Source organism: Solimonas soli DSM 21787, from assembly GCF_000474945.1.
In the GTDB taxonomy this organism is placed as follows: domain Bacteria; phylum Pseudomonadota; class Gammaproteobacteria; order Nevskiales; family Nevskiaceae; genus Solimonas; species Solimonas soli.
The window spans coordinates 75,241-98,587 of record NZ_AXDW01000010.1; the positions used below are offsets into that span (position 1 = coordinate 75,241).

A 23,347-nucleotide genomic window follows, 5' to 3' on the forward strand; every position below is an offset into this window, starting at 1 on the left:
ACGGCATGCGCCGCGCGTCATCGCGCGCGGCCCCAGGGGGTTTTTGCCATGCACAAGCGCCATCATCGTCATACGTTCACCCGGACCGCACTGTCGAGATCGCTCGCCGCCGCCGGACTCGGCGCCTGCGTCGCCGCGCCGGCCTACGCGCAGTCGCTCGAAGTGGCGGCGGCCGATGCCGAGGCGGGCGCCGGCATCGAGACGGTCGTTGTCACCGCGACGCGCCGCGAGGAATCGCTGCAGCAGGTGCCGATCGCGGTCAGCGTCGTCAGCGGCGAGCAGCTCGCGCAGGACAATCGCAACGCCGTCGACGCGATCGCCGCCAAGGTGCCGGAACTGAATTTCCGTTCGCAGCCGTCGAACAAGGACTCGTCGCTGTTCATCCGCGGCCTCGGCACGGTATCGACGTCGCCGGGCGTCGAGTCGTCGGTGTCGACGGTCGTCGACGGCGTGGTCTACGGCTCGCGTGGCCAGGCCACGCTCGACCTGATCGACCTCGATCGCATCGAAGTGCTGCGCGGCCCGCAGGGTACGCTGTTCGGCAAGAACGCGTCGGCCGGCGTGCTCAACATCATCAGCCAGGCGCCGAGCGAGGAAGCGAGCGGCTATCTCGATGCCTCGTATCTCGGCGGCGGCGAAGTGCGGACGCGCGCACGCGTATCCGGCGCGCTGGTGCCGCAGGTGCTGCGCGGTTCGCTGACGGCGCTGTACGGCAACTTCGATGGCAACGTGCGCAACGTCTACAACGACGACAAGGTCAACGGCTACAACCACGTCGGCGCGCGCGCCAAGCTCGAATACACGCCGGACGCGGCGCTGCGCGCGACGCTGAGCCTCGACTACGTACGCTCGAACGACGACGGCGTCAGCGTCGTCGCCAAGACCTCGGTGCGCAGCTATCCGAGCAACACGCAGACCAGCTATCCGGCGTTCGCCGACGCGCTGTCGCCGGTCGTTGCCAGTGCCGACAATCGCGAGATCAACAGCGACTACAAGACGCGCATTGACGACGATAACGGTGGTGTCGGACTCAACATCGACTGGACGATCGCCGACTACACGCTGACGTCGATCACCGCCGTGCGCCTGTGGCACAACACGCAGTATCAGAACGGCGACCAGCTCTCGCAGGTGTACCAGCAGTATCCGGGTTCGGTCGACCGCGGCGATCTGCATTACCAGCAGACTTCGCAGGAGCTGCGCATCGCGTCGCCGCGCCTCGGCTGGTTCGACTACGTGGCCGGTGCGTTCTACATGCACGGCAAGGACGACGAGATCTACCAGCGCTGGCTGACGCAGTGCTCGACCGCCGACACGGCGAATGCCAACGGTCTGGCGGCCTGCGCCAACGATCCGGACGACAACATCGAGAACAACGGCCGTGCGACCTACGGCACGCGCAGCGACAGCTACGCGCTGTTCGGCGAAGGCAAGATCCACTTCAGCGACACGCTGCGCCTGATCACCGGCCTGCGCTGGACACACGACGAGTTGTCGTATTTCCACGAGCGCACGTCGACCAGCGCGACGGCGGTATCCGGCATCCGCCCATCGGTCGCCCATCACGACGGCTCGACGTCCGACGACGGCCTGACGGCGCGCGTCGGCCCGCAATGGGACATCAGCGACAACGTGACGAGCTATCTGACGTACTCGCGCGGCTACAAGGGGCCAGCCTACAACGTCTACTTCAACCAGCAGCAGCCGCTCGATACCGATCCCCTCGATCCGGAAACGTCGAACTCCTACGAAGCCGGTCTGAAGTCGCTGTGGTTCGATCGTCGTCTGCAGCTCAACTTCGCGGTGTTCGACGCGCGCTACTCGAATTTCCAGGCCAACACCTATGACACCGTCAACGGTGCTGTCGTCACGCGCCTGATCAATGCCGGCAAGGTGTCGAGCAAGGGCGCGGAACTCGATGTCGAAGTGCAGCCGATCCGCGACCTGCGCCTGTCGGCCGCTGCGGCGTATCTGAATGCGCGCATCGACGAGTTCAATTGCCCGGTCGGCGCGGCGTCGAGCTGCGACGTCGACGGCAAGCCCTTGCCGTACGCGCCGGACTGGAAGACCAATGTGCGCGCCGACTACGCGCTCGCGCTCGGCGGACCGTGGAACCTGCAGCTGTCGACCGATTACAACTGGCAGGATCGCACCAACTACGACATCGCACAGTCGCCGGAAGCGGTGCAGGGCGCCTACGGCATCTGGAACGCCAGCGTCGCGATCGAGAACCGCGCGCAGGGCTGGCGTGCCGCGCTGCTCGCCAAGAACATCGCCGACACCTCGTATTCGAGTTTCCGCGGCGCCGGCGGTGCCTACGTCACGCGCATCGTGCCGCGCGACGACGCGCGCTACTTCGGCGTCAATTTGCACAAAGACTTCTGAGCGCTCATGAGCGATGCAGACGTAAAGCGGCAGCTGAGTCTCGGCGTCTTCCTCGCCGGTGCCGGGCATCACGTCGCCAGCTGGCGGCACCCGCACGCGACGTCGGAGGCGCGGCTGTTCGAGCATTACCTGCGCGTGGCGCGCGAGGCCGAGCGCGCCTGCTTCGACGCGGTGTTCTTTGCCGACAGCCTCGCCGTCGAGCCCGGCGCGCTCGCGCACGGACTCGGGCCGGCGGCGGCGCTGGAACCGCTGACGACGCTGGCTGCGCTTGCGGCGGTGACGACGCACATCGGCCTGATCGCGACGGCGACGACGACATACAACGAGCCGTATCACGTCGCGCGCAAGTTCGCGTCGCTGGACAGCATCTCCGGCGGTCGCGCCGGCTGGAATCTGGTGACGTCCGACAACGCGGCTGAGGCCGGCAACTTCGGCCGCGACGCGCACGTCGTGCACGCCGACCGCTATCAGCGTGCCGCCGAATTCCACGAGGTCGTCACCGGCTTGTGGAACAGCTGGGAAGACGATGCGATCGTGCGTGACCGAGCCAGCGGCCAGTATTTCGATCCGCAGAAGGTGCACCGCCTCGGACACCGCGGTGCGCATTTCGGCGTCGCCGGACCGCTCAACGTCGCGCGCAGCGCGCAGGGCCATCCGGTCGTCGTGCAGGCCGGCAGTTCCGAGGCCGGCCGCGAGCTGGCAGCGCGTACTGCCGAAGTGGTGTTCACCGCGCAGCCGAATCTTGCGGCGGCGCAGGCTTTCTATGCCGATCTGAAGGCGCGCGTCGCCCGTCACGGCCGCGCGCCGGGGACCTTGAAGATCATGCCGGGCGTGTTCGCCGTGGTCGGCGCCAGCGATGCCGAGGCGCAGGAGAAGCACGAACAGCTGCAGGCACTCGTGCATCCGCAGCTCGGGCTCGGCCTGCTTGGCCGCATGATCGGCAATTTCGATCTGTCGGCGTATCCGCTCGACGGACCGTTGCCGGAACTGCCGCAGACCGAAACCGGCCAGCGCAGCCGCCAGCAGCTGTTCACCGAACTCGCGCGCGGCGAGAATCTGACAATCCGCCAGCTCTATCTGCGCATCGCCGGCGGTCGTGGCCATTTCACGGTGATCGGCAGCGGCCGCACAGTCGCCGATCGTTTGCAGGAATGGTTCGAGGCCGGCGCCGCCGATGGTTTCAATCTGATGCCGCCGGTGCTGCCGGATGGCCTCGACGATTTCGTCGCGCAGGTGATCCCCGAGCTGCGTCGTCGCGGCCTGTTCCGCACGTGTTACCAGGGCACGACCCTGCGCGCGCACCTCGGCCTGCCGTATCCCGTCAACCGCAACGCGCGCAAGCGAACATCGTCACCATGAGCCAGCCTCTCGAACCCTATCAAGCCGATGCCGGGCGCTACACGCGGACCGCGTATCGCCGCGTCGGCAGCAGCGGCCTGCGCCTGCCGCCGCTGTCGCTGGGCCTGTGGCACAACTTCGGCGACAACACGCCGATCACGCAGCAGCGCGCCGTGCTGCGCGCCGCGTTCGATCACGGCATCACACACTTCGATCTCGCCAACAACTACGGCGTGCCGTACGGTAGCGCCGAGACACAGTTCGGCCGCCTGCTGCGCGAGGATTTCGCCACGCATCGCGACGAGTTGATCATCTCGACCAAGGCCGGCTGGGACATGTGGCCGGGGCCGTACGGGCAGGGCGGCGGCTCGCGCAAGTACGTGCTCGCCAGCCTCGACCAGAGCCTGCGCCGCCTCGGTCTCGACTACGTCGACATCTTCTACTCGCATCGCTATGACCCGGACACGCCGATCGAGGAAACGGCCGACGCGCTGGCGAGCACCGTGCAGCAGGGCAAGGCGCTGTACGTCGGCATCTCGTCGTATTCGTCCGAGCAGACGCGCGCGGTCGCCGCGCGTCTCGCCGAATGGAAGATTCCGCTGCTGATCCATCAGCCGCCGTACAACCTCTTCGATCGCCACATCGAGCACGCCGGCCTGCTCGACACGACCGACGAGCTCGGCGTCGGCGTCATCGTCTTCTCGCCGCTCGCGCAGGGCCTGCTCGCCGGCCGCTATCTCGACGGCGTGCCGGACGCGTCGCGCCTCGGGCGCGGCAGCCACTATCTGCGCAACGAGCACCTGACCGAGGCGCGGCTCGCCAGCGTGCGCGCGCTGCGCACGATCGCCGCCGCCCGCGGGCAGACGCTCGCGCAGCTCGCGCTGGCGTGGACGCTGCGCGATCCGCGCGTAACGTCGGCGCTGATCGGCGTCAGTTCGCCGGAGCAGCTGCGCGAGAATCTCGCCGCGCTGAACGGCGCCACGTTCAGTGCCGACGAACTGTCAGCGATCGACGCGGCCGTCAAGGCTTGAGCGACGGTTTGGCGATCACCGCTCCGGCGCAGGACCAAACACGCACGCCGCGCTGGCCGGCGTGGCGGCGCCGCGCGGCGGATGCGGTTCTGCCGCTGCTGCCGCTCGCGGCGCTGTTCGTGCTGTGGACGCTGGCGAGTCGCGGGCACTGGATGTCGCCGCAGACTCTGCCGTCGCCGGCAACGGTCTGGCAGACCGCGGGTGAATTGTTCGCCGACGATCTGCTCGGCCAGCTCGGCGTCAGCCTGCTGCGCCTCGCCGGCGGACTCGCGGCCGGCATCGCCGGCGGGCTCGTGCTCGGCATCGGGCTCGGCTACAGCCGCCGCGCGCACGACGCCGTGCTGCCGACCTTTCTCGCGCTCGCGCAAATTCCGACACTGGCGTGGATTCCGCTATTCGTTCTGCTGCTCGGCATCGGCGACGCGCTGAAGCTGGTCGTCATCGTCAAGGCGGTGATCGTGCCGGCGACGCTGCATGTGCTGACCGGCGTGCGCGACGTCGCGCCGAAGCTGCGCGAGACCGCGCATCTGCTCGGCCTGCGTCGCGTCGCGCTGCTGCGCCGCCTGATCGTGCCGGCGGCACTGCCGTCGTTCATGGCCGGACTGCGCCTGGCGCTCGCGCAGGGCTGGATCGCGCTGCTCGCCGTCGAGCTGCTCGCATCGAGCGAAGGCATCGGCTATCTCGTCGTCTGGGGCCGGCAGATGTTCCAGCTCGACATCGTCTTCGTCTGCATCGCCGTCATCGGCGCGATCGGCGCGCTGTTCGATTACGGCATTGCGCGGCTCGATCGCGTGCTCGTGCGCTGGCCGCCACCGCCGACCGCAGAGCTGGCGACGAAACCGCTACGTGGCTTCGTGCCGTGGCTGCTGCCGGCCGCGCTGCTCGCCGCCTGGACGCTGGCGACGTACGGCGGCGCGGTCAGGCCGGAGTTCCTGCCGCCGCCGCGCGCGGTGCTGGCGACGCTCGCGGCGGGTGTCGGCGACGGCACGCTGCCGACGGCGATGGCGTACAGCCTGCTGCGTGCGCTCGGCGGCCTGTGCATCGGCGGCGCGCTCGGCATCGTCGCCGGCCTGCTGCTCGGCCTGCTGCGGCCGCTCGACCGCGTGTTCGGGCCGGGCCTCGGCGCGTTGCGGCAGATCGCGATCTTCGCGTGGATGCCGCTGATCACGGCATGGTTCGGTTTTGGTGAAACGGCGAAGCTGGTGTTCGTCTCGCTGTCGGCGTTCTTTCCGCTGTACGTCGCCGCGCATTTCGGCGCGCGCAGCGTACCGCTGTCGCTGATCGAGACAGCGCGCGTGTTGCGGCTCAGGCCGGCCTTGCGTCTGCGCCGGCTGATCATGCCGAACGCGTTGCCGGCGATCTTTTCCGGCCTGCGCATCGGCTTCGTCTACGCCTGGCTCGGTGCGATCGGCGCCGAATACTTCGCGAGTTCCGGCATCGGCATCGGCAGCCTGATGATCAACGCGCAACAGGAATTCCGAATGGACCGCGTGATGGCCGGCATGCTGCTGATCGGCATCGTCGGCAGCACGCTGGTCGTGCTCGGGGGCAGACTCGAACGACGCGCCACGCAGTGGCGCCGCAACGGGACGGCAGCATGAGCGGTACGACACAGGCGGTGCAGGAGGCGGTACTGGCGCTGCGTCACGTCGGCAAGCGCTTCGAGGTCGACGGCCGGCCGCTGCAGGTGCTGCACGATCTCAATCTCGAAGTCGCCGAAGGCGAGTTCACCGTCATCGTCGGCGCCAGCGGCTGCGGCAAGTCGACCCTGCTGCGTCTGCTCGCCGGACTCGACGCCGCGTACGACGGCGAGATCAGCGTCGACGGCCGCGCCGTGCGCGACGTCGGTCGCGAGCGCGGCATCATCTTCCAGGAGCACCGTCTGTTCCCGTGGCTGACGGTTGCCGACAACGTCGCGCTCGGTCTCGCCGCCGAAGCGCCGCCCGCGGCGCAAGTGCACGAACGCGTCGCGGCGATGATCGCGCTGGTCGGTCTGCAGGGTTTCGAACGCGCGCTGCCGCATCAGCTGTCCGGCGGCATGGCGCAGCGCGTCGCGCTGGCGCGCGGTCTGATCGCCGACCCGCGCATCCTGTTGCTCGACGAACCGTTCGGCGCGCTCGATGCGCTGACGCGGCATCAGATGCAGGACGAGCTTCTGGCGATACGCGAACGGCGGCGCACGACGATGCTGCTGGTCACGCATGATGTCGAAGAGGCGATCGTGCTCGCCGATCGCATCGTCGTGCTCGCGCCGCGCCCCGGCCGCATCCGTCGCATCATCGATGTCGATCTGCCGCATCCGCGCCGCCGCGGCAGCTATCGCTTTCACAGCGCACGCGAGGCGCTGATGGAGGAGCTGCTGCTCGACGAAAACGCCGCTGGCGAACCGCGTCGCAAGGCGGCTGAGGAGATTCCCTTACAGCACTTGCAATATCTCTGGTAGCGCACGATGACGTGTCGCCGGGCCTTGCCGCCCATGACAGAAACTTCATGCGTGGCCTGGCCTGCCATACGAAAATGACAACGCTGCCTCCCCGCTGCTTTTCACGCCTGTCGCCCCATGCCGTTGCCTCTGCTTGCCCTCGCCATCGCCGCTTTCGGCATCGGCACCACTGAATTCGTCATCATGGGTCTGCTGCCCGACGTCGCCCGCGATCTCGCGGTGACGGCGCCGCAGGCCGGCATGCTGGTGTCGGCCTACGCGCTCGGCGTCACCGCCGGCGCGCCGGTCCTCGCCGCCGTCACCGCGCGCTGGCCGCGGCGGCAGGCGCTGCTCGGGCTGATCGCGCTGTTCACCGTCGGCAACGCGATGTGCGCGCTGGCGCCGGGCTACGCGACGCTGCTGGTGGCACGCGTCGTCACCGCTTTCTGCCACGCGGCGTTCTTCGGCATCGGCGCGATCGTCGCCTCGGCGATCGTGCCGCGCGACAAGCGTGCGCAGGCGGTCGCGCTGATGTTCACCGGCCTGACGCTCGCCAACGTGCTCGGCGTGCCGTTCGGCACCATGCTCGGACACGCCTGCGGCTGGCGCACGACCTTCTGGGCCGTGGTGCTGATCGGCCTGGCCGCGCTGTGCACGCTGCACCGCCTCCTGCCGCGCGATCTGCCGCAGCCGGGCGGCGACATCCTGCGCCAGTTCCGCACGCTGGCCGGCGCGCAGGTGCAGCTCGCCCTGCTGATCAGCACGCTGTCGTCGGTGAGCCTGTTCGCGGTGTTCACCTACATCGCCTACATCCTGCGCGAGATCACCGGCTTCACGCCGCAGGGCGAAAGCCTGGCGCTGCTGGTGTTCGGCCTCGGCATCACGATCGGCGGCCTGATCGGCGGACGGCTGGCCGACTGGAAGCTGATGCCGGCGCTGATCGGCCTGCTGATCGGCGTCGCGCTGGTCCTCGCGCTGTTCGCCTGGACCAGCAGGTTCGAGATCGCCGCGCTCGTTACGCTGTTCGTCTGGGGCGTGTTCGCGTTCGCCATCGGTCCGTCGGCGCAGCTGCGCGTGATCGATGCGGCGAAGGGCGCGCCGGGCCTCGCCTCGACGATGAACCAGGGCGCGTTCAATCTCGGCAACGCGACCGGCGCCTGGCTCGGTGGCCTGGTCATCGGCGCCGGCCTGCCGCTGACCGATCTGCCGTGGGTCGGCGCGGCGGTCGCACTGCTCGGCGTCGGCGTCGTGGTGCTGGCGATGTGGCTGGAGCGCCGCGGCATCGCGGCGCTGCCGGCGCCCGACGCCCGCTGATCCGCGGCCCGCGCCCGGCGCGCCGGCGTCGGCCGCGGCGCTTGTTCCAGCGCTCTCGGCGCAGCGACTACACTGCCCCTTCGACATTCGCAAGGAGGGTGTGATGCGGGCCGTCATCTGCAAGGAACTGGGTCTGCCGGAGGCGCTGGTGGTGGAGGACGTGCCGTCGCCGCCCTGCGGCGCGTCGGGCGTGCGCATCAAGGTCGCCGGCGCCGACGTCAACTTTCCCGATGTGCTGATCATCCAGGGCAAGTACCAGATGAAGCCGCAGCCGCCTTTCGTGCCGGGCGCCGGCGTGGCCGGCACGGTGCTCGAGGTCGGCGCGAAGGTGCAGCACCTGAAGCCGGGCGACGCGGTCGCCGCCTTCACCAACATCGGCGGCTTCGCGGAGGAAGTCGTCGCCGACGCGGCGCTGTGCCTGCCGCTGCCGCCGGGGCTCGATCTCGCCGAGGCGGCGACCTTCCCGCTGGTCTACGGCACCTCGTATCACGCGCTCAAGCAGCGCGCGCAGCTGAAGCCCGGCGAGACGCTGCTGGTGCTCGGCGCCTCGGGCGGCGTCGGCCTGTCCGCCGTGCAGCTCGGCAGGAAAATGGGCGCGCGGGTGATCGCCGCGGCGTCGAGCATCGACAAGCTGGCGCTGGCCAAGGCCAACGGTGCCGAGGCCTTGATCGATTACTCGAAGCAGAGCCTCAAGGACGCGGTCAAGGAACTCACCAAGGGCGCCGGCGCCGACGTGATCTACGATCCGGTCGGCGGCGCGCTCGGCGAGGAATGCCTGTCGTGCATCGCCTGGAACGGCCGTTATCTGGTCATCGGCTTCGCGTCCGGCCCGATCCCGAATCTGGCCGCCAACCGCCTGCTGCTGAAGGGCGCGTCGGCGGTCGGCGTGTTCTGGGGCGCGTTCGCGCAGCGCGAGCCGCAGGCCAACGCCGCCAACTTCCGCGAGCTGTTCGCCTGGTACGCGGCCGGCGAGCTCCGGCCGCATGTATCGAAGCGCTATCCGCTCGCGCAGACCGCGCAGGCCCTGCGCGACATGATGGACCGCAAGGTGACGGGCAAGATCGTCGTCGTGCCGTAAGCCGGCGCGCGGTGGCGATCGGCCGATACGGGTAAAATGGCGCCCGAACCCTGACACCCCAGACAGGCGTGCGTGGCCCGCGCGGCACGCCGCCGCCACCGCATGTTCAATCGCATCATCGTCGTCTGCACCGGCAACATCTGCCGCAGCCCCATCGCCGAGGGCCTGCTCAAGGAGCGGCTCAAGGACCGCAGGGTCGACATCTGCTCGGCCGGCACCGGCGCGCTGGTCGGCTGGCCGGCCGATCCGCTGGCGGTCGAAGTCGCGGCCGATCACGGCCTCGACATCTCGGCGCATCGTGCGCAGCAGGCGACACTGCCGCTGCTGTCGGCGATGGACCTGGTGCTGACGCTCGACCAGGGCCACAGCGAGTGGATCAACACCCGCTATCCGCAGCTGCGCGGCCGCGTGCACAAGCTCATGAAGTGGCGCGAGAACGTCGACGTCGCCGATCCGTACCGGCAGCCGAAGGCGGCCTTCGAGCGCGCCTGGACCGACATCGACGCCGGCATCGGCGACTGGCTGAAGAAGCTCGGCTGAGCGCCCGTCGCGGGCCGATGGCGCTGTCATAAAAGCCTGCGCCGGCCGTCGTTTATACTGTGCGGCCCTGATTGCGCCGGCCGCCCGCGGCCGCATTTCGATGTCCGACGCCGCACCCTCCGCTCCGCCGTCTCAGGCTCCGCGCAAGCTGTTCCTGATCTCCTGGGGCTGCCAGATGAACGACTACGACTCGGCGAAGATGGCCGACGTCCTGGCCGCGTCGCACGGCTATGCGCGCACCGACAAGCCCGAGGAAGCCGATCTGCTGCTTCTCAATACCTGTTCGGTGCGCGAGAAGGCGCAGGAGAAGGTGTTCTCCGAGCTCGGTCGCTGGCGCGAATGGAAGCAGGCCGTGCCCGGCCGCGTGATCGGGGTCGGCGGCTGCGTGGCCTCGCAGGAAGGCGAGGCGCTGGCCGCACGCGCGCCGCTGGTCGACATGGTGTTCGGCCCGCAGACCCTGCATCGCCTGCCGCAGATGCTCGATGCGACGCGCGCCTCGCACAAGCCGACGGTCGACGTCAGCTTCCCGGAGATCGAGAAGTTCGATTCGCTGCCGGAGCCGGTGGCCTCCGGCCCGACGGCGTTCGTGTCGATCATGGAAGGCTGCTCGAAGTTCTGCACCTTCTGCGTGGTGCCGTACACGCGCGGCGCCGAGGTTTCGCGGCCGCTCGACGACGTGCTGCTCGAATGCGCGCAGCTGGTCGAGCAGGGCGTCAAGGAAATCACCCTGCTCGGACAGAACGTCAACGCCTATCGCGGCAAGATGGGCGGCACCAGCGAGCTTTGCGACCTGGCGCTGCTGATCGACTACCTCGCGCCGCTGCCGGGGCTGGAGCGCATCCGCTACACCACCTCGCATCCGGCCGAATTCACCGACGCGCTGATCGACGCCTTCGCCGAGCAGCCCAAGCTCGCCTCCTATCTGCATCTGCCGGTGCAGTCGGGCTCCGACCGCATCCTCGGCATGATGAAGCGCGGCTACACGCGCGCGCAGTTCCTCGCCAAGATGCGCCGCGTGCGCGAAGCGCGCCCGGACATCTCGCTGTCGAGCGATTTCATCGTCGGCTTTCCGACCGAATCCGACGACGATTTCATGCGGACCATGGACCTGATCGCCGAAGCGCGCTTCGACGCGGCGTTTTCCTTCGTCTACAGCCCGCGGCCCGGCACGCCGGCGGCGAACCTGCGCGACACCGTCGCCGCCGGGATCAAGGACCAGCGCCTGCTGATCCTGCAGAACCGCATTCGCCAGTTCGACGACGAATTCCGCCGCGCCCTGGTCGGCACCACGCAGCGCGTCCTCGTCGAGCGGCCGTCGCGGCGCGGCGAGGGGCGCATGGCCGGGCGCACCTCGACCAACCGCATGGTGAACTTCGAAGGCTCGCCGTCGCTGGTCGGGCAGATGGTCGATGTCGTCATCACCGAAGCGGCGACGAACTCCCTGCGCGGGCGGCTGGCGGGCGCTGCGGTGACGGCGTGACCGCGCTCGCCGCCGTTGCGCCCGCCCGACTGCCGACGCGACCGACCCTGGCCGTGTTGCGCGCGGCGGCGGACATCGTGCATCGCCACATGGCGCCGACCGCGCAGCGCGCCTGGCCGCAGCTGTCCGCCGCGCTTGGTGCCGAGGTCTGGGTCAAGCACGAAAACCAGACGCCGCTCGGCGCCTTCAAGGTGCGCGGCGGCCTGGTCTATTTCGAGCGCCTGCTGCGGCGCGAGCCGCAGCTCGCCGGCGTGATCGGCGCGACGCGCGGCAATCACGGCCAGTCGGTCGCCTACGCCGCCGGCCGCGCCGGCCTGCCTTGCGTCATCGTCGTGCCGCACGGCAACAGCCGCGAGAAGAACGCGGCGATGCGCGCGCTGGGCGCCGAGCTGATCGAGCACGGCGAGGACTTCCAGGAAGCCCGCGAGCACGCCGGCGCTCTGGCGCAGGAACGGCGGCTGCACCTGGTGCCGTCGTTCCACGACGATCTGGTGCTCGGTGTCGCCAGCTATGCGCTCGAACTGTTCGACGCGACCGGCACGCTGGACCGCGTCTACGTGCCGATCGGCCTCGGCTCCGGCATCTGCGGCGTGATCGCCGTGCGCGACGCGCTCGGCCTGTCGAGCGAGATCGTCGGCGTCGTCGCCAGCGGCGCGCCGGCCTATGCGCGCTCGCTGGCCGCCGGCCGCTGCGTGCCGCACGCGGTGACGACGGTGCTGGCCGACGGCATGGCCTGCCGCGTGCCGGAGCCGGCGGCGTTCGACATCATTCGCGCCGGCGCGAGCCGCATCGTCGAAGTCGGCGATGACGAGATCGCCGCGGCGATGCGCCTCGCCTTCGAAACCACGCATACCGTCGTCGAAGGCGCCGGCGCCGCGGCGCTGGCCGCCGCCTGGCGAGAGCGCGAAGTTCTTGCCGGCCGCCGCATCGGCCTCATCTTCAGCGGCGGCAACATCGATCGCGCGCTGTACGCGGCGGTGCTTGCGGAGACGCCATGAACAAAGCAGCCACCAAGACGCCGGCGACGGTCAAGCTCGATCTGATCTTCGAGCCGGACGACGCGCAGCGCCTCGCCAATCTCTGCGGTCCGTTCGATGCGCACCTGCGCCAGATCGAGCTGCGTCTCGGCATCGAGATCCGCAACCGCGGCAACCGCTTCCAGCTGCTCGGCGCGAAGGCCGACGCCGCGCGTGGCGAAGCCGTGCTGCAGCAGCTGTTCAATCTCAGCAACGACGACACGGTGACGACCGAGAACGTGCACCTGGCGCTCGCCGAAGCGATCGGCGACGGCACCGTCGCGGCCGAGGACGACGAGGCGCCGGCGTCCTCGCGCGACGAGGTGGTGATCCGCGGCAAGCGCGGCGTGATCCGCGGCCGCGGCACGCAGCAGAAGCAGTACCTGAAGAACATCGCCACGCACGATCTGAATTTCGGCATCGGCCCGGCCGGCACCGGCAAGACCTATCTGGCGGTGGCGTCCGCCGTGCAGGCGCTGGAGCGCGATCGCGTGCGCCGCATCGTGCTCGTGCGGCCGGCGGTCGAAGCCGGCGAGAAGCTCGGCTTTTTGCCCGGCGACATGGCCGAGAAGATCAATCCCTACCTGCGGCCGCTGTACGACGCCCTGTACGAAATGCTCGGCTTCGAGCGCGTGGCGCGGCTCACCGAGAAGAACGTCATCGAAGTCGCGCCGCTCGCCTTCATGCGCGGCCGCACGCTCAACGAATCCTTCGTGATCCTCGACGAGGCGCAGAACACCACCGTCGAGCAGATGAAGATGTTCCTGACGCGCATCGGCTTCGGCTCGGTGGCGGTCGTCACCGGCGACATGACGCAGACCGATCTGCCGAAGCACATGACTTCCGGCCTCAAGCAGGCGCTGAGCGTGCTCGAAGGCGTGCCCGGCATCAGCTTCACGCACTTCCGCAAGGAGGACGTGGTGCGTCATCCGCTCGTGCAGGCGATCGTGCATGCCTACGAGCAGCACGAGCGCGGCGCCTCGGCGCGCGAAGGCAGGGACGCTTGACCGCGCCCTCTCCCCACCGTCCGCTCCGCGGACGGTCCCCCCCTCTCCCGCTGCGCGAGCGAGGGGCGGTGGCCGGCCTGCGGCCGCAACATGGCTAAGGAGATCGCCATCCAGTACGGCGTCGCTTCGAAGCGCGGCATTCCGTCGGCCGAGGGCCTGCGCGCCTTCGCGCGCGCCGCGCTGCCGAAGCGCCACGGCGAGCTGACGATCCGCATCGTCGACGAGGCCGAGAGCCGGGCCTTCAACCGCGACTATCGCGGCAAGGACAAGCCGACCAACGTGCTGTCCTTCGGCGGCGACGCGGAGCCGGCGTCGAAGAAGATCCTCGGCGATCTCGTCATCTGCGCGCCGGTCGTCGCCCGCGAGGCGATCGAGCAGGGCAAGACTTCGCGTGCGCACTGGGCGCACATGGTCGTGCATGGCTGCCTGCACCTGCAGGGTTATGATCACGAAGTCGAGGCCGACGCCGAGCGCATGGAGGCCCGCGAAATCCGTATTCTGAAGAGCCTGGGATTCCCGGACCCTTACGGGGACGGTTAGTGCATGAACGACGACGAAGACGACAGTAGCAGGGAAGAACACCATACGAGCTGGTGGCGCCGCGTCACGCAGCGCCTCGCCGGCGGCCCGCGCACGCGCGAGGATCTGCTGGAGCTGCTGCGCGATGCGCGCGAAGCGGAGCTGATCGACAACGACGCGATGTCGATGTTCGAAGGCATCGTGCAGACCACCGAGATGCACGTGCGCGACGTCATGGTGCCGCGCGCGCAGATGGTCATCATCGAAGCCGAGTGGACGCTCGACAAGATCTTCGAGGTGGTCATCGAATCCGGTCACTCGCGCTTTCCGGTGATCGGCGATTCCAAGGACGAGGTCATCGGCATCCTGCTCGCCAAGGACCTGCTCAAGTTCAGCTCGAACCTGCCGGCGCCCGGTACCTTCGATCTCGCGCGCCTGCTGCGGCCGGCGACCTTCGTGCCGGAATCCAAGCGGCTCAACGTCCTGCTCAAGGAGTTCCGCCGCAGCCGCAACCACATGGCGCTGGTGGTCGACGAATACGGCGGCATCGCCGGGCTCATCACCATCGAGGACGTGCTCGAACAGATCGTCGGCGAGATCGACGACGAGTACGACGAGGCCGAGGGCGCGCGCATCCTCAAGCAGGACGAGCGCCGTTATCTGGTCAGCGCGCTGGCGACCATCGCCGAGTTCAACGCCTACTTCGGCACCGCGCTGCCGACCGACGAGTTCGACACCATCGGCGGCTACGTGCTGCAGCAGTTCGGCCACATGCCGAAGCGCGGCGAGAGCGTGCGCATCGACCGCTACAGCTTCAACGTCCAGCGCGCCGACACGCGCCGCGTGCATCAGTTCCTGGTGACGGTGTCGGCGTGACCTAGAACCTGCGTTCCCCTTCCCGAAGGAGGGGAATCGATCAACGTGCTTCGGGGAATCGACGTATGCATCCGTTCATGCGCCGCTGCTTCGCGCTGCTCTGCCTGGCCTTCGTCGCGCCGCTGCATGCCCAGGTTCCGCTCGCCCCGGCCGCCGCCGAGCCGCCGGCGCCCGAGATCGCCCTGATCAGCTTCGGCCCCGGCGAGATCTACTGGGAGCGCTTCGGCCACAACGCGATCCTGGTGCGCGAGCCGGGCAGCGCGCGGGGCCTGCTCTACAACTACGGCATGTTCGATTTCGGGCAGAAGAATTTCTTCCTGAACTTCGCGCGCGGCCGCATGCAGTACCGGCTCGCCGTGCAGCACTTCCCCGGCGCGCTGGCGCAATATGCCGACGAGCAGCGCTGGGTGTATTTCCAGGAACTCGACCTGCCGGAGGACGCGCGCCGCGAACTCGCCGCCTTTCTCGCCTGGAACGCCCTGCCGGAAAACGCCGAATACCGCTACGACTACTTCGTCGCCAACTGCTCGACGCGCGTGCGCGACGCGCTCGATCGCGCGACGGGCGGCGTCCTGAAGAAGCAGTCGGCGGGCGTGCCGACGCCGCGCAGCTATCGCTACGAGGCGACGCGGCTGATCGGCCCCGATCTGATCCTCGCGCTCGGCATGGATCTCGGCATGGGACCGGCGGCGGACGCGCCGATCGATCTCTGGCAGCAGAGCTTCGTGCCGATGGTGCTCAAGGACGTGGTCGCGCGCACGCGACTGGCGGGCGCCGACGGCAGCACGCATGCGCTGGTCAAGCGCGAAGGCTGGCTGCTGCAGAGCGAGGCCTGGCCGGAGCCCGCCGCGCCGCCGCGCGCGCTGCTGCCTTTGCTGGCGATCGGCGTGTTCTTCGCCGCCGTGCTCCTGCTGCTCGACCGCGCGCGCCGCTTCCGCGCCGCGCGCTGGACCTTCGCCTTTCTCGCCTTCTCCAGCGCCCTGAAGATCACGCTCGGCGGCCTCGTCCTGCTCGCCGGCTGGACGCTGACCGAGCACTGGATCATGTGGGCCAACCGCAACCTGCTGCTGCTCGACCCGCTCATGCTCCTGCTGCTGCCGATGTGGATCATGTCGGCGCGCGCCGACTGGCAGCCGAGGCGCTGGCAGCGCGTGCTGACGATCGCCATCGCGATCGGCGCGACGCTGACCGTGCCCTTGCTGCTGTTGCCGGGCGCGCAGCAGAACCTGCAATGGATCGCGCTGTGGCTGCCGGTGCATCTGGCCTTGGCGTGGGCGGTACGAGGAAAAACGCCGTGAGCGAAGGGTGGGGCGTCTCGAGTGAGGCTTGTTGGAGGCTAGAGGCGCGGCGCTCAGTCCCGATACGACGCATCGATCCGGTCCAGCCTGCGCAACAAGCCCGGCCACGCCAGCTGTCCGCCCAGTCCCTTCGTCACCGCGCTCGCCGCGGCCTGCACGCCGGCGACGATCTGCGGGTGCACGGGAATCAGCTCGCCGCCGCCGGCCCGGGCGCGGACCTGGATCGTGCAGGCGGCTTCGAAGACGTACATGAACAGGAACGCGTCGGCCGGCGTGGCGCCGACGGTGAGCAGGCCGTGGTTGCGCAGCATGAGGAAGTTCTTGTCGCCGAAGTCGGCGACGAGGCGCGGCTTCTCCTCGTCGCGCAGGGCGATGCCTTCGTAGTCGTGGTAGGCGAGGGAAGCGAGCACGATCGTCGCCTGCTGCGAGATCGGCAGCACGCCCTGTTTCTGCGCGGAGACGGCGACGCCGTTCAGTGAATGCGTGTGCATCACGCAGTGCGCATCGGGACGCGCGGCGTGGATGGCGCTGTGAATGGTGAAGCCGGCGGGATTCACGGCGTGCGGCGAGTCCATGACCTTGTTGCCGGCCAGGTCGATCTTCACCAAGCTCGACGCGGTGATCTCGTCGAACAGCCAGCCGTAGGGATTGATCAGGAAGCGGCCGTCCTCGCCGGGCACGCGCGCCGAGATGTGCGTGAAGACCAGATCGTCCCAGCCGAACAGGGCGACCAGCCGGTAGGCGGCGGCGAGATCGACGCGCGCCTGCCATTCGGCGGCGGAGACTTGGTCGCGCAGGGAAGCGGAGGGGGTCATGGCGTCGCTCCTCGTTCTTCTTCGACCGGCGGACAGTAGCGCAAGCCCGGCCCGCCGTCGCGCCGCCCGGAGGTCTTTCGTGGCGGCCGGCTTCGCATGTTGCGCTGCGGTTCGGCTACGCTGCGGGCATCCCGCACCCCGATGGAGTCCTGCGCCGTGTCCGCGCCACAGCTGCTGCTTGCCTCGCAATCGCCGCGCCGCGCCGAACTGCTGCGCCAGCTCGGCCTGCGCATCGTCGTCGCGCCGGCCGACGTCGCCGAGGGCGCGCAGGCCGGCGAGACGGCGGCGCAGTACGCGCGGCGCATCGCGCTGGCCAAGGCGCGCGCCGGCTTGGCGGCCTCGGACGGCACGCTGCCGGTGCTCGGCGCCGACACCGACGTGGTGCTCGACGGCCGTATCCTCGGCAAGCCGCGCGACGGCGACGACGCGCGGGCGATGCTGGCGGCGCTGTCCGACCGCGAGCACGAGGTGTATTCGGCGGTCGCCGTCGTGCGCGGCGAGCAGGAGGGTCTCGCGCTGTCGGTGACGCGCGTCGTGTTCGGCACCATCACGCCGGCGCAGGCGAACGCCTACTGGGCGAGCGGCGAGCCCGCCGACAAGGCCGGCGCCTACGGCATCCAGGGCCTCGGCGCGCAGTTCGTGCGCGAGATCCACGGCTCGTACAGCGGCGTCGTCGGCCTGCCGCTCTACGAGACCGCCGCGCTTCTGAAACAATTCGGCATCCCCACTTTGCCCTTGCCTGCCCATACACCGTGAGCACCGAGATTCTGGTCAACATCGGACCGCAGGAGACGCGCGTCGCGCTCGTCGAAGGCGGCGCCGCGCAGGAGATCCACGTGCAGCGCGCCTCGCGCCACGGCCTGACGGGCAACATCTACAAGGGCGTCGTGCAGCGCGTGCTGCCGGGCATGCAGGCGGCCTTCGTCGAGATCGGCCTGGAGCGCACCGCCTTCCTGCACGTCAACGACATGGTCGCCACGCAGGCGGCGGGCGAGCCGGTGCCGCTGATCACGCAGCTGCTGCAGGAAGGCCAGAAGGTGCTGGTGCAGATCGTCAAGGACCCGATCGGCAGCAAGGGCGCGCGTCTGACCAGCCTGCTGTCGATTCCCTCGCGCTACCTGGTGCTGCTGCCGTTCGAGCCGCACGTCGGCGTCTCGGCGCGCCTCGAAGGCGAGGCCGAGCGCGCGCGGCTCAAGGGCATTCTCGATGGCCTGCAGCAGCGGCTGGCGCCGGAATACGGCGTCATCGCGCGCACCGCCGCCGACGGCGCCGACGCCCAGGCGCTCGAAGCCGATCTCGGCTTCCTGCTGCGCCTGTGGAGCGCGATCTGCGAGCAGTCGGCGAGCGCGCCGCCCGGCACGCTGGTGCACGGCGATCTGCCGCTGTCGATGCGCATCCTGCGCGATCTGCTCGGCACCACGGTCGAGCGCGTGCGCGTCGATTCGGCGAGCGAGTGCGAGCGCCTGCGCGAGTTCGCGCGCGATTTCATCCCGAAGGCGGCGCCGCTCATCGAGCTGTACAGCGGCGCGGCGCCGATCTTCGATCTGTACGGCGTCGAGGACGACATCAGCCGCGCCCTGGAGCGCAAGGTGGAACTGAAGTCGGGCGGGCATCTGGTCATCGACCAGACCGAGGCGATGACGACCATCGACGTCAACACCGGCGCCTACATCGGCCACCGCAATCTCGAAGAGACGATACTGAAGACCAACCTGGAAGCGGCGCAGGCGATCGCCCGGCAGCTGCGTCTGCGCAATCTCGGCGGCATCATCATCCTCGACTTCATCGACATGAAGTCGGAGGACCATCGCGCGCAGGTGCTGCGCGCGCTGGAGCGCGCACTGGCCGCCGACCACGCGCGCACGCAGATCTATCCGTTCTCGCCGCTCGGCCTCGTGGAGATGACGCGCAAGCGCACGCGCGAATCGCTCGGGCACATCCTGTGCGAGCCTTGCCCGGCCTGCGGCGGCCGCGGCACCATCAAGACCGTCGAGACCGTCGCCCACGAGATCGCGCGCGAGGTGCAGCGTGCGGCGCGGCAGTTCGAGGCCAAGGGTTTCCTGGTGCTGGCGGCGCCGCACGTGGTGCAGAAGCTGGTCGAGGAGCAACCGGCGGGCCTGGCGGCCCTGGAGGCGACCCTGAACCGGCCGATCCGCCTGCAGAGCGAGGCCGGCTACACGCAAGAGAATTTCGACGTCGTGCCGCTGTGAGTGCGGCCCGCGGACCTTTTCGTGACGTCCTGCGGTCTGTGTAGGGCATCCGCAGTAGCTTCCGCGCCGCCCGGCACGCGACAATAGCGCCGATCCCGCTGTACCTTTTCCGCACCCGACCGAATGGAACGCGTCAAACGCCGCTGGTGGACCTGGGCGATCACCCTGCTGGCCACCGTGGTCATCTTCGGCGCGGTCATCAGCGGGCTGTTCCAGCTCGCCGTGCTGGCATTGCCCAGCTATCGCGCCGATCTGTCGGCCTGGGTCACGCACGTCGCCAACCGGCCGGTGCAGATCGGCGGCGTCAATCTCGGCTGGCACGGCATCGAGCCGCAGCTGGAGCTTTCCGACATCACCCTGTTCAGCGAGGACGGTGACGAGAGCCTGACGCTCGATCGCCTCGACCTCGGCTTCAGCCTGCTGCGCCTCGTGGTCGGCAACGCATTCCCGGATCGCCTCGAAGTCGCCGGCCTGACGATTTCGGTCGAGCGCGACGACAACGGCGGCTGGCGCATCGCCGGCTTCGCGCCGGGCGCGACCGGCGCGCCGGGCAAGAGCCGCGAGGCCTGGGCGCGCGACCTGGCGCGCTTCCGCCACCTGGTGCTCAGCAACTGCACGATCATCTTCTCCGGCACGCCCTACGGCAGCGACGGCCAGCAGCTGCGCGTCGCCAAGCTGAAGATCGATCAGGGCGAGGACAATTTCGAGATCGGCGGCCGCCTGCAGCTGCCGGTGACCTATGGCGACACCATCGAAGTCTCCGCCGACATCGACGGCTCGCTGCTGCTGCCGCAGCAGTGGCAGGGCGATTTCGAGCTGGACCTGCGCCGCCTGCGGCCGCAGGGCTGGCTGGCGCCGTACCTGCAGCGCGGCGTGCAGATCGGTGCCGAGAATTTCGACATCGGCGTCGAAGGCAGCATCGCCGCGGGGCGCGTCGCGCATGCCGATCTCGCGGTCGACAGCGGCGCGCTCGTGGTCGCGCACGACGGCCAGGCCAGCGGCGCGCGCAAGGCACGCCTGCGCGCCAGCGTGCGCAACGAGCAGCGCAGCTGGATCGTCGACCTCAAGGAGCTGCGCTTCGACGACGAACGCCTCGCGCACGGCAGCCTGCGCTGGGCCGGCGACGCGCAGGGGCGCGAGCTCGACGCCGACATCGACGAGCTGCGCCTGGCGCGGCTGACGCCCTGGCTGGCGGTCTGGCGCGACACGCCGGCGCCGCTGGCGCAAGCGGCGCGCCTCTCCGGCGTCCTCGACAACCTGGTGCTGCGCCTGCGCCGCGACGACGACGGCGCGACGCGCTATTCGGCGACCGGGCGCCTCGACGGCGTCGCCCTCGCCGCCGATGCGCACTTCGGCTTCGCCGGCCTGTCCGGCGAGCTGTCGGCCAGCGAGGCCGGCGGCCAGCTGCGCCTGCAGCAGGTGCCGCTGCGGCTCGAGCTGCCGGCCACCCTGCAGCAGGCCCTGCAGTTCGAAAGCGTCGACGCGCAGCTGCAATGGACGCGCGGCACCGACGGCTGGCGGATCACCGGCCCGGCCTTCGGCTGGCGGCTGGCCGGCACGACCGGCAGCGGCAATTTCGAACTGCAGCTGCCGGCCGACGCCGAGCGCTCGCCGCAGCTCGATCTGCAGGCGCGCTTCAGCGGCCAGGACGTCAACCGCCTCAAGCCGTACATGCCGCTGCACTGGTCGGAGCATCTGCGCGACTGGCTCGACAAGGGCCTCGCGCGCGGCCGCGTGCCGCGCGCCGAACTGGCGATCCACGGCCCGCTGCGCGATTTCCCCTTCGCCGCGCATCCGACCGGCAGCTGGAAGCTCGATCTCGACGCGGCCGGCGTCGCTCTCGCCTTCGCGCCGGGCTGGCCGCGGCTCGACGACGTCGCCGCGCGGCTCGAGTTCAGCGGCGCCAGCCTCGTCGTCACCGGCACCGGCGGCAAGCTCAACGGCAACCGGATCGATCGCGCGGTGGCGCGCTTCGACGACTTCGCGACCAGCGTGCTGACCGTCGACGCGGCGAGCAGCGGCGAGATTTCGCGCTTCTACGACTTCCTCGCCGACTCGCCGCTGCACCCGCGCCTGTCCGGCCTGCTCGACCAGACGCGCGCCGCCGGCAACGCGCGCGTCGGCGTCGAGCTGGTGCTGCCGCTGCACGACATCAAGTCGACGACGGTGCGCGGCAGCGTCGCGCTCGACAACGTGCAGATGTACTACAGCAAGCTCGACCAGCCGATCAGCGGCATCAGCGGCGTCGTCGAGTTCGACGATCACGGCGCGTCGGGCGAGGGCCTGTCGGCGCGCTTCGAGGATCTGCCGCTGGCGGTGCGCATCGTACCGCGCGAGGGCACGCATGGCGTGGTCGTCGCCGAATTCCCGTTCGCCGTCGACCCCGACGGCCGCGGCGCCAGCCAGTTCGTGCCGGCCTTCCTGCGTGGGGCGCTGAACGGCCGCAGCAGCTGGCGCGCCGAGCTGCCGATCCTCGAGCATCCGGAACAGGGCGGCGGCACCGCGTTGACGCTGAGCAGCGATCTGCGCGGCACGGCGGTGGCGCTGCCCGAACCGCTCGGCAAGCCGGCCGAGGCCAGCGTGCCGCTGGCGCTGCGCATCGGCGGCGACAGCGCCGCGCCGCTGCGCATCGGCGTGCGCTACGCGCAGAAGCTCGGCGCCGATCTCGCGCTCGGCGAGGCGGCCGCCGACCAGGACGCCGGCAAGCGCCTGCGCCTCGACGGCATGCAGCTGCGTTTCGGCGGCGTGCCGCCGCCGAAGGCGAGCAAGGGCCGCTATCTCGTCGACGGCAGCGCCGACACCCTGGATCTCGCCGCCTGGGTGGCGATGATCGGCGGCATGGGCGGCGAGGGCGAAGGCTCCGGCGTATCGATCGAGCAGATCGATCTCGACGTCGCGCATCTGCGCTGGCGGCACCAGATCAGCGGCGCGACGCATCTGCGCTGGACGCCGCTGCAGGGCGGCTGGCGCGCCAACCTGAGCGGCGACGGTGCGCAGGGCGTCGTCGAATATGCCGGTCCTGCGCCGGGCCGCCTGGTCGCGCGGCTGGAACGCCTGCAGCTCGCGCCGCAGACGCCGCCGGGCGAAGCGCCGGCGGCGGAGAAGCTCGCCGCCAGGCCGGCGGCCAAGCCGGACGCGCCGACCGAGCCGCCGCTCGAACCGGCGCGCTGGCCCGAACTCGATGCGATCTGCGAGCGCCTGAGCGCCGACGGGCACGACATGGGCCGCCTCGAACTGAAGAGCGTGCGCGTGCCGGGCGGCCAGCGGCTCGATCGTTTCACCATGGGCGGCGGCATCGTCGACGTCGACGCCAGCGGCCAGTGGCGGCACAGCGAGGGCCGCTCCTCCGCCGAGTTGCGCCTGCAGTTCGTCTCCAGCGATTTCCAGGCCGTGCTCAAGGCGCTCGATTTCGAGCCGAACCTCGAGGCCAAGCAGACCCACATCGACGCCGACCTGCGCTGGGCGCCGTCGCCGACCGGCCTGGTCTGGCAGGCCGCCGCCGGGCGCGTCGATCTGCAGGCCGACAGCGGCAAGGTGCGCACCATCAAGCCCGGCGCCAGCCGCGTGCTCGGCCTGCTGAACTTCTACGCGCTGCCGCGGCGGCTGACGCTGAATTTCTCCGACGTGACCGACGATGCGCTCGCCTTCGATCGCGTCGAAGGCCATTTCGACCTCGGCGGCGGTGCCGCGACCACCGACGATCTCACCGTGCGCGGTCCTTCGCTGCGCATCGACATGCGCGGCCGCATCGGCCTGGTCGCGCGCGACTACGATCAGCGCGTCACGGTGTATCCGGCCGGCATGTCGAGCGGCGTCACGCTCGGCGCGGCGCTGCTCGGCGGGCCGGCGGTCGGCGCCATCGTGCTGCTCGCGCAGGAAGTGCTCGACAAGCCGCTGGACCAGGTCACGCAACTGACGTATCACGTGTCCGGCAGCTGGGACAATCCCAAGGTCGAGAAGCTCGACGCGCGCAGCGCGCGGCCCGCCGAGCGCAGCAAGGAGACGAAAAGGAAATGAG

General features: G+C 69.7%; 18 protein-coding genes. 17 read left to right on the forward strand and 1 reads right to left on the reverse strand.

Features of this window, described 5'->3' with window-relative positions:
- Positions 1-48: 48 nt before the first annotated feature.
- From K344_RS0106240 to K344_RS0106305, 14 genes are all read left to right on the forward strand, one after another.
- The gene (locus K344_RS0106240) at positions 49-2,385 is read left to right on the forward strand and encodes a TonB-dependent receptor (RefSeq protein ID WP_043113942.1); all 2,337 of its coding nucleotides are present in this window, start codon (positions 49-51) and stop codon (positions 2,383-2,385) included.
- Positions 2,386-2,391: 6 nt separating this feature from the next.
- Positions 2,392-3,744, forward strand: coding sequence for an LLM class flavin-dependent oxidoreductase (locus tag K344_RS0106245; RefSeq protein WP_028079946.1), 1,353 nt, complete (start codon positions 2,392-2,394; stop codon positions 3,742-3,744).
- Positions 3,741-4,754 carry an L-glyceraldehyde 3-phosphate reductase gene (mgrA, locus tag K344_RS20480; RefSeq protein ID WP_051361948.1) on the forward strand — a complete coding sequence of 338 codons (1,014 nt, stop codon included), beginning with the start codon at positions 3,741-3,743 and terminating at the stop codon, positions 4,752-4,754. The genes K344_RS0106245 and mgrA overlap by 4 nt, the downstream gene beginning before the upstream one ends.
- On the forward strand, positions 4,751-6,355 hold the full coding sequence (locus K344_RS0106255; RefSeq protein ID WP_051361949.1) for an ABC transporter permease: 1,605 nt from the start codon (positions 4,751-4,753) through the stop codon (positions 6,353-6,355). Before mgrA ends, K344_RS0106255 begins: the two co-directional genes overlap by 4 nt.
- A 17-nt stretch (positions 6,356-6,372) precedes the next feature.
- Positions 6,373-7,197 carry an ABC transporter ATP-binding protein gene (locus K344_RS0106260; protein WP_366508737.1) on the forward strand — a complete coding sequence of 275 codons (825 nt, stop codon included), beginning with the start codon at positions 6,373-6,375 and terminating at the stop codon, positions 7,195-7,197.
- Positions 7,198-7,314: 117 nt separating this feature from the next.
- Entirely contained in the window at positions 7,315-8,490 is a 1,176-nt protein-coding gene (locus tag K344_RS0106265) for an MFS transporter (protein ID WP_028079949.1), read from the forward strand.
- A gap of 103 nt (positions 8,491-8,593) precedes the next feature.
- The gene (locus K344_RS0106270) at positions 8,594-9,568 is read left to right on the forward strand and encodes an NADPH:quinone oxidoreductase family protein (protein WP_028079950.1); all 975 of its coding nucleotides are present in this window, start codon (positions 8,594-8,596) and stop codon (positions 9,566-9,568) included.
- 102 nt (positions 9,569-9,670) lie between these two features.
- A complete protein-coding gene (locus K344_RS0106275) occupies positions 9,671-10,108 on the forward strand; it encodes a low molecular weight protein-tyrosine-phosphatase (protein ID WP_028079951.1) in 438 nt (145 codons plus the stop codon).
- A gap of 100 nt (positions 10,109-10,208) precedes the next feature.
- Positions 10,209-11,588, forward strand: a complete 1,380-nt coding sequence (miaB, locus tag K344_RS0106280) for a tRNA (N6-isopentenyl adenosine(37)-C2)-methylthiotransferase MiaB (RefSeq protein ID WP_051361950.1) — start codon at positions 10,209-10,211, stop codon at positions 11,586-11,588.
- Positions 11,585-12,586, forward strand: a complete 1,002-nt coding sequence (locus tag K344_RS0106285; RefSeq protein ID WP_245586135.1) for a threonine dehydratase — start codon at positions 11,585-11,587, stop codon at positions 12,584-12,586. Before miaB ends, K344_RS0106285 begins: the two co-directional genes overlap by 4 nt.
- Positions 12,583-13,611 (forward strand): PhoH family protein, encoded by a 1,029-nt coding sequence (locus tag K344_RS0106290; protein WP_051361951.1) that lies wholly within the window; start codon positions 12,583-12,585, stop codon positions 13,609-13,611. Before K344_RS0106285 ends, K344_RS0106290 begins: the two co-directional genes overlap by 4 nt.
- 90 nt (positions 13,612-13,701) lie before the next feature.
- Entirely contained in the window at positions 13,702-14,151 is a 450-nt protein-coding gene (ybeY, locus tag K344_RS0106295; protein ID WP_028079955.1) for an rRNA maturation RNase YbeY, read from the forward strand.
- A 3-nt stretch (positions 14,152-14,154) separates the two neighbouring features.
- Positions 14,155-15,006: a CorC family transporter gene (locus K344_RS0106300; RefSeq protein ID WP_028079956.1), complete on the forward strand. Its 852-nt coding sequence runs from the start codon at positions 14,155-14,157 to the stop codon at positions 15,004-15,006.
- Positions 15,007-15,071: 65 nt separating this feature from the next.
- Entirely contained in the window at positions 15,072-16,304 is a 1,233-nt protein-coding gene (locus tag K344_RS0106305) for a lipoprotein N-acyltransferase Lnb domain-containing protein (RefSeq protein WP_028079957.1), read from the forward strand.
- Between the two features lie 53 nt (positions 16,305-16,357).
- On the opposite strand, the gene K344_RS0106310 is transcribed toward K344_RS0106305, so the two are convergent.
- The gene (locus tag K344_RS0106310) at positions 16,358-17,119 is read right to left on the reverse strand and encodes a class II aldolase/adducin family protein (RefSeq protein ID WP_028079958.1); all 762 of its coding nucleotides are present in this window, start codon (positions 17,117-17,119) and stop codon (positions 16,358-16,360) included.
- 156 nt (positions 17,120-17,275) lie between these two features.
- On the opposite strand from K344_RS0106310, the gene K344_RS0106315 reads away from it, so the two are divergent.
- The 3 genes from K344_RS0106315 to K344_RS0106325 all read left to right on the forward strand — a co-directional run bounded on the left by K344_RS0106315 (position 17,276) and on the right by K344_RS0106325 (position 23,346).
- Complete coding sequence (locus tag K344_RS0106315; RefSeq protein ID WP_028079959.1) at positions 17,276-17,875, forward strand: Maf family protein; 600 nt, start codon at positions 17,276-17,278, stop codon at positions 17,873-17,875.
- On the forward strand, positions 17,872-19,329 hold the full coding sequence (gene rng / locus K344_RS0106320) for a ribonuclease G (RefSeq protein WP_028079960.1): 1,458 nt from the start codon (positions 17,872-17,874) through the stop codon (positions 19,327-19,329). Before K344_RS0106315 ends, rng begins: the two co-directional genes overlap by 4 nt.
- Before the next feature lie 123 nt (positions 19,330-19,452).
- Complete coding sequence (locus tag K344_RS0106325) at positions 19,453-23,346, forward strand: YhdP family protein (protein ID WP_028079961.1); 3,894 nt, start codon at positions 19,453-19,455, stop codon at positions 23,344-23,346.
- Position 23,347 lies beyond the last annotated feature (1 nt).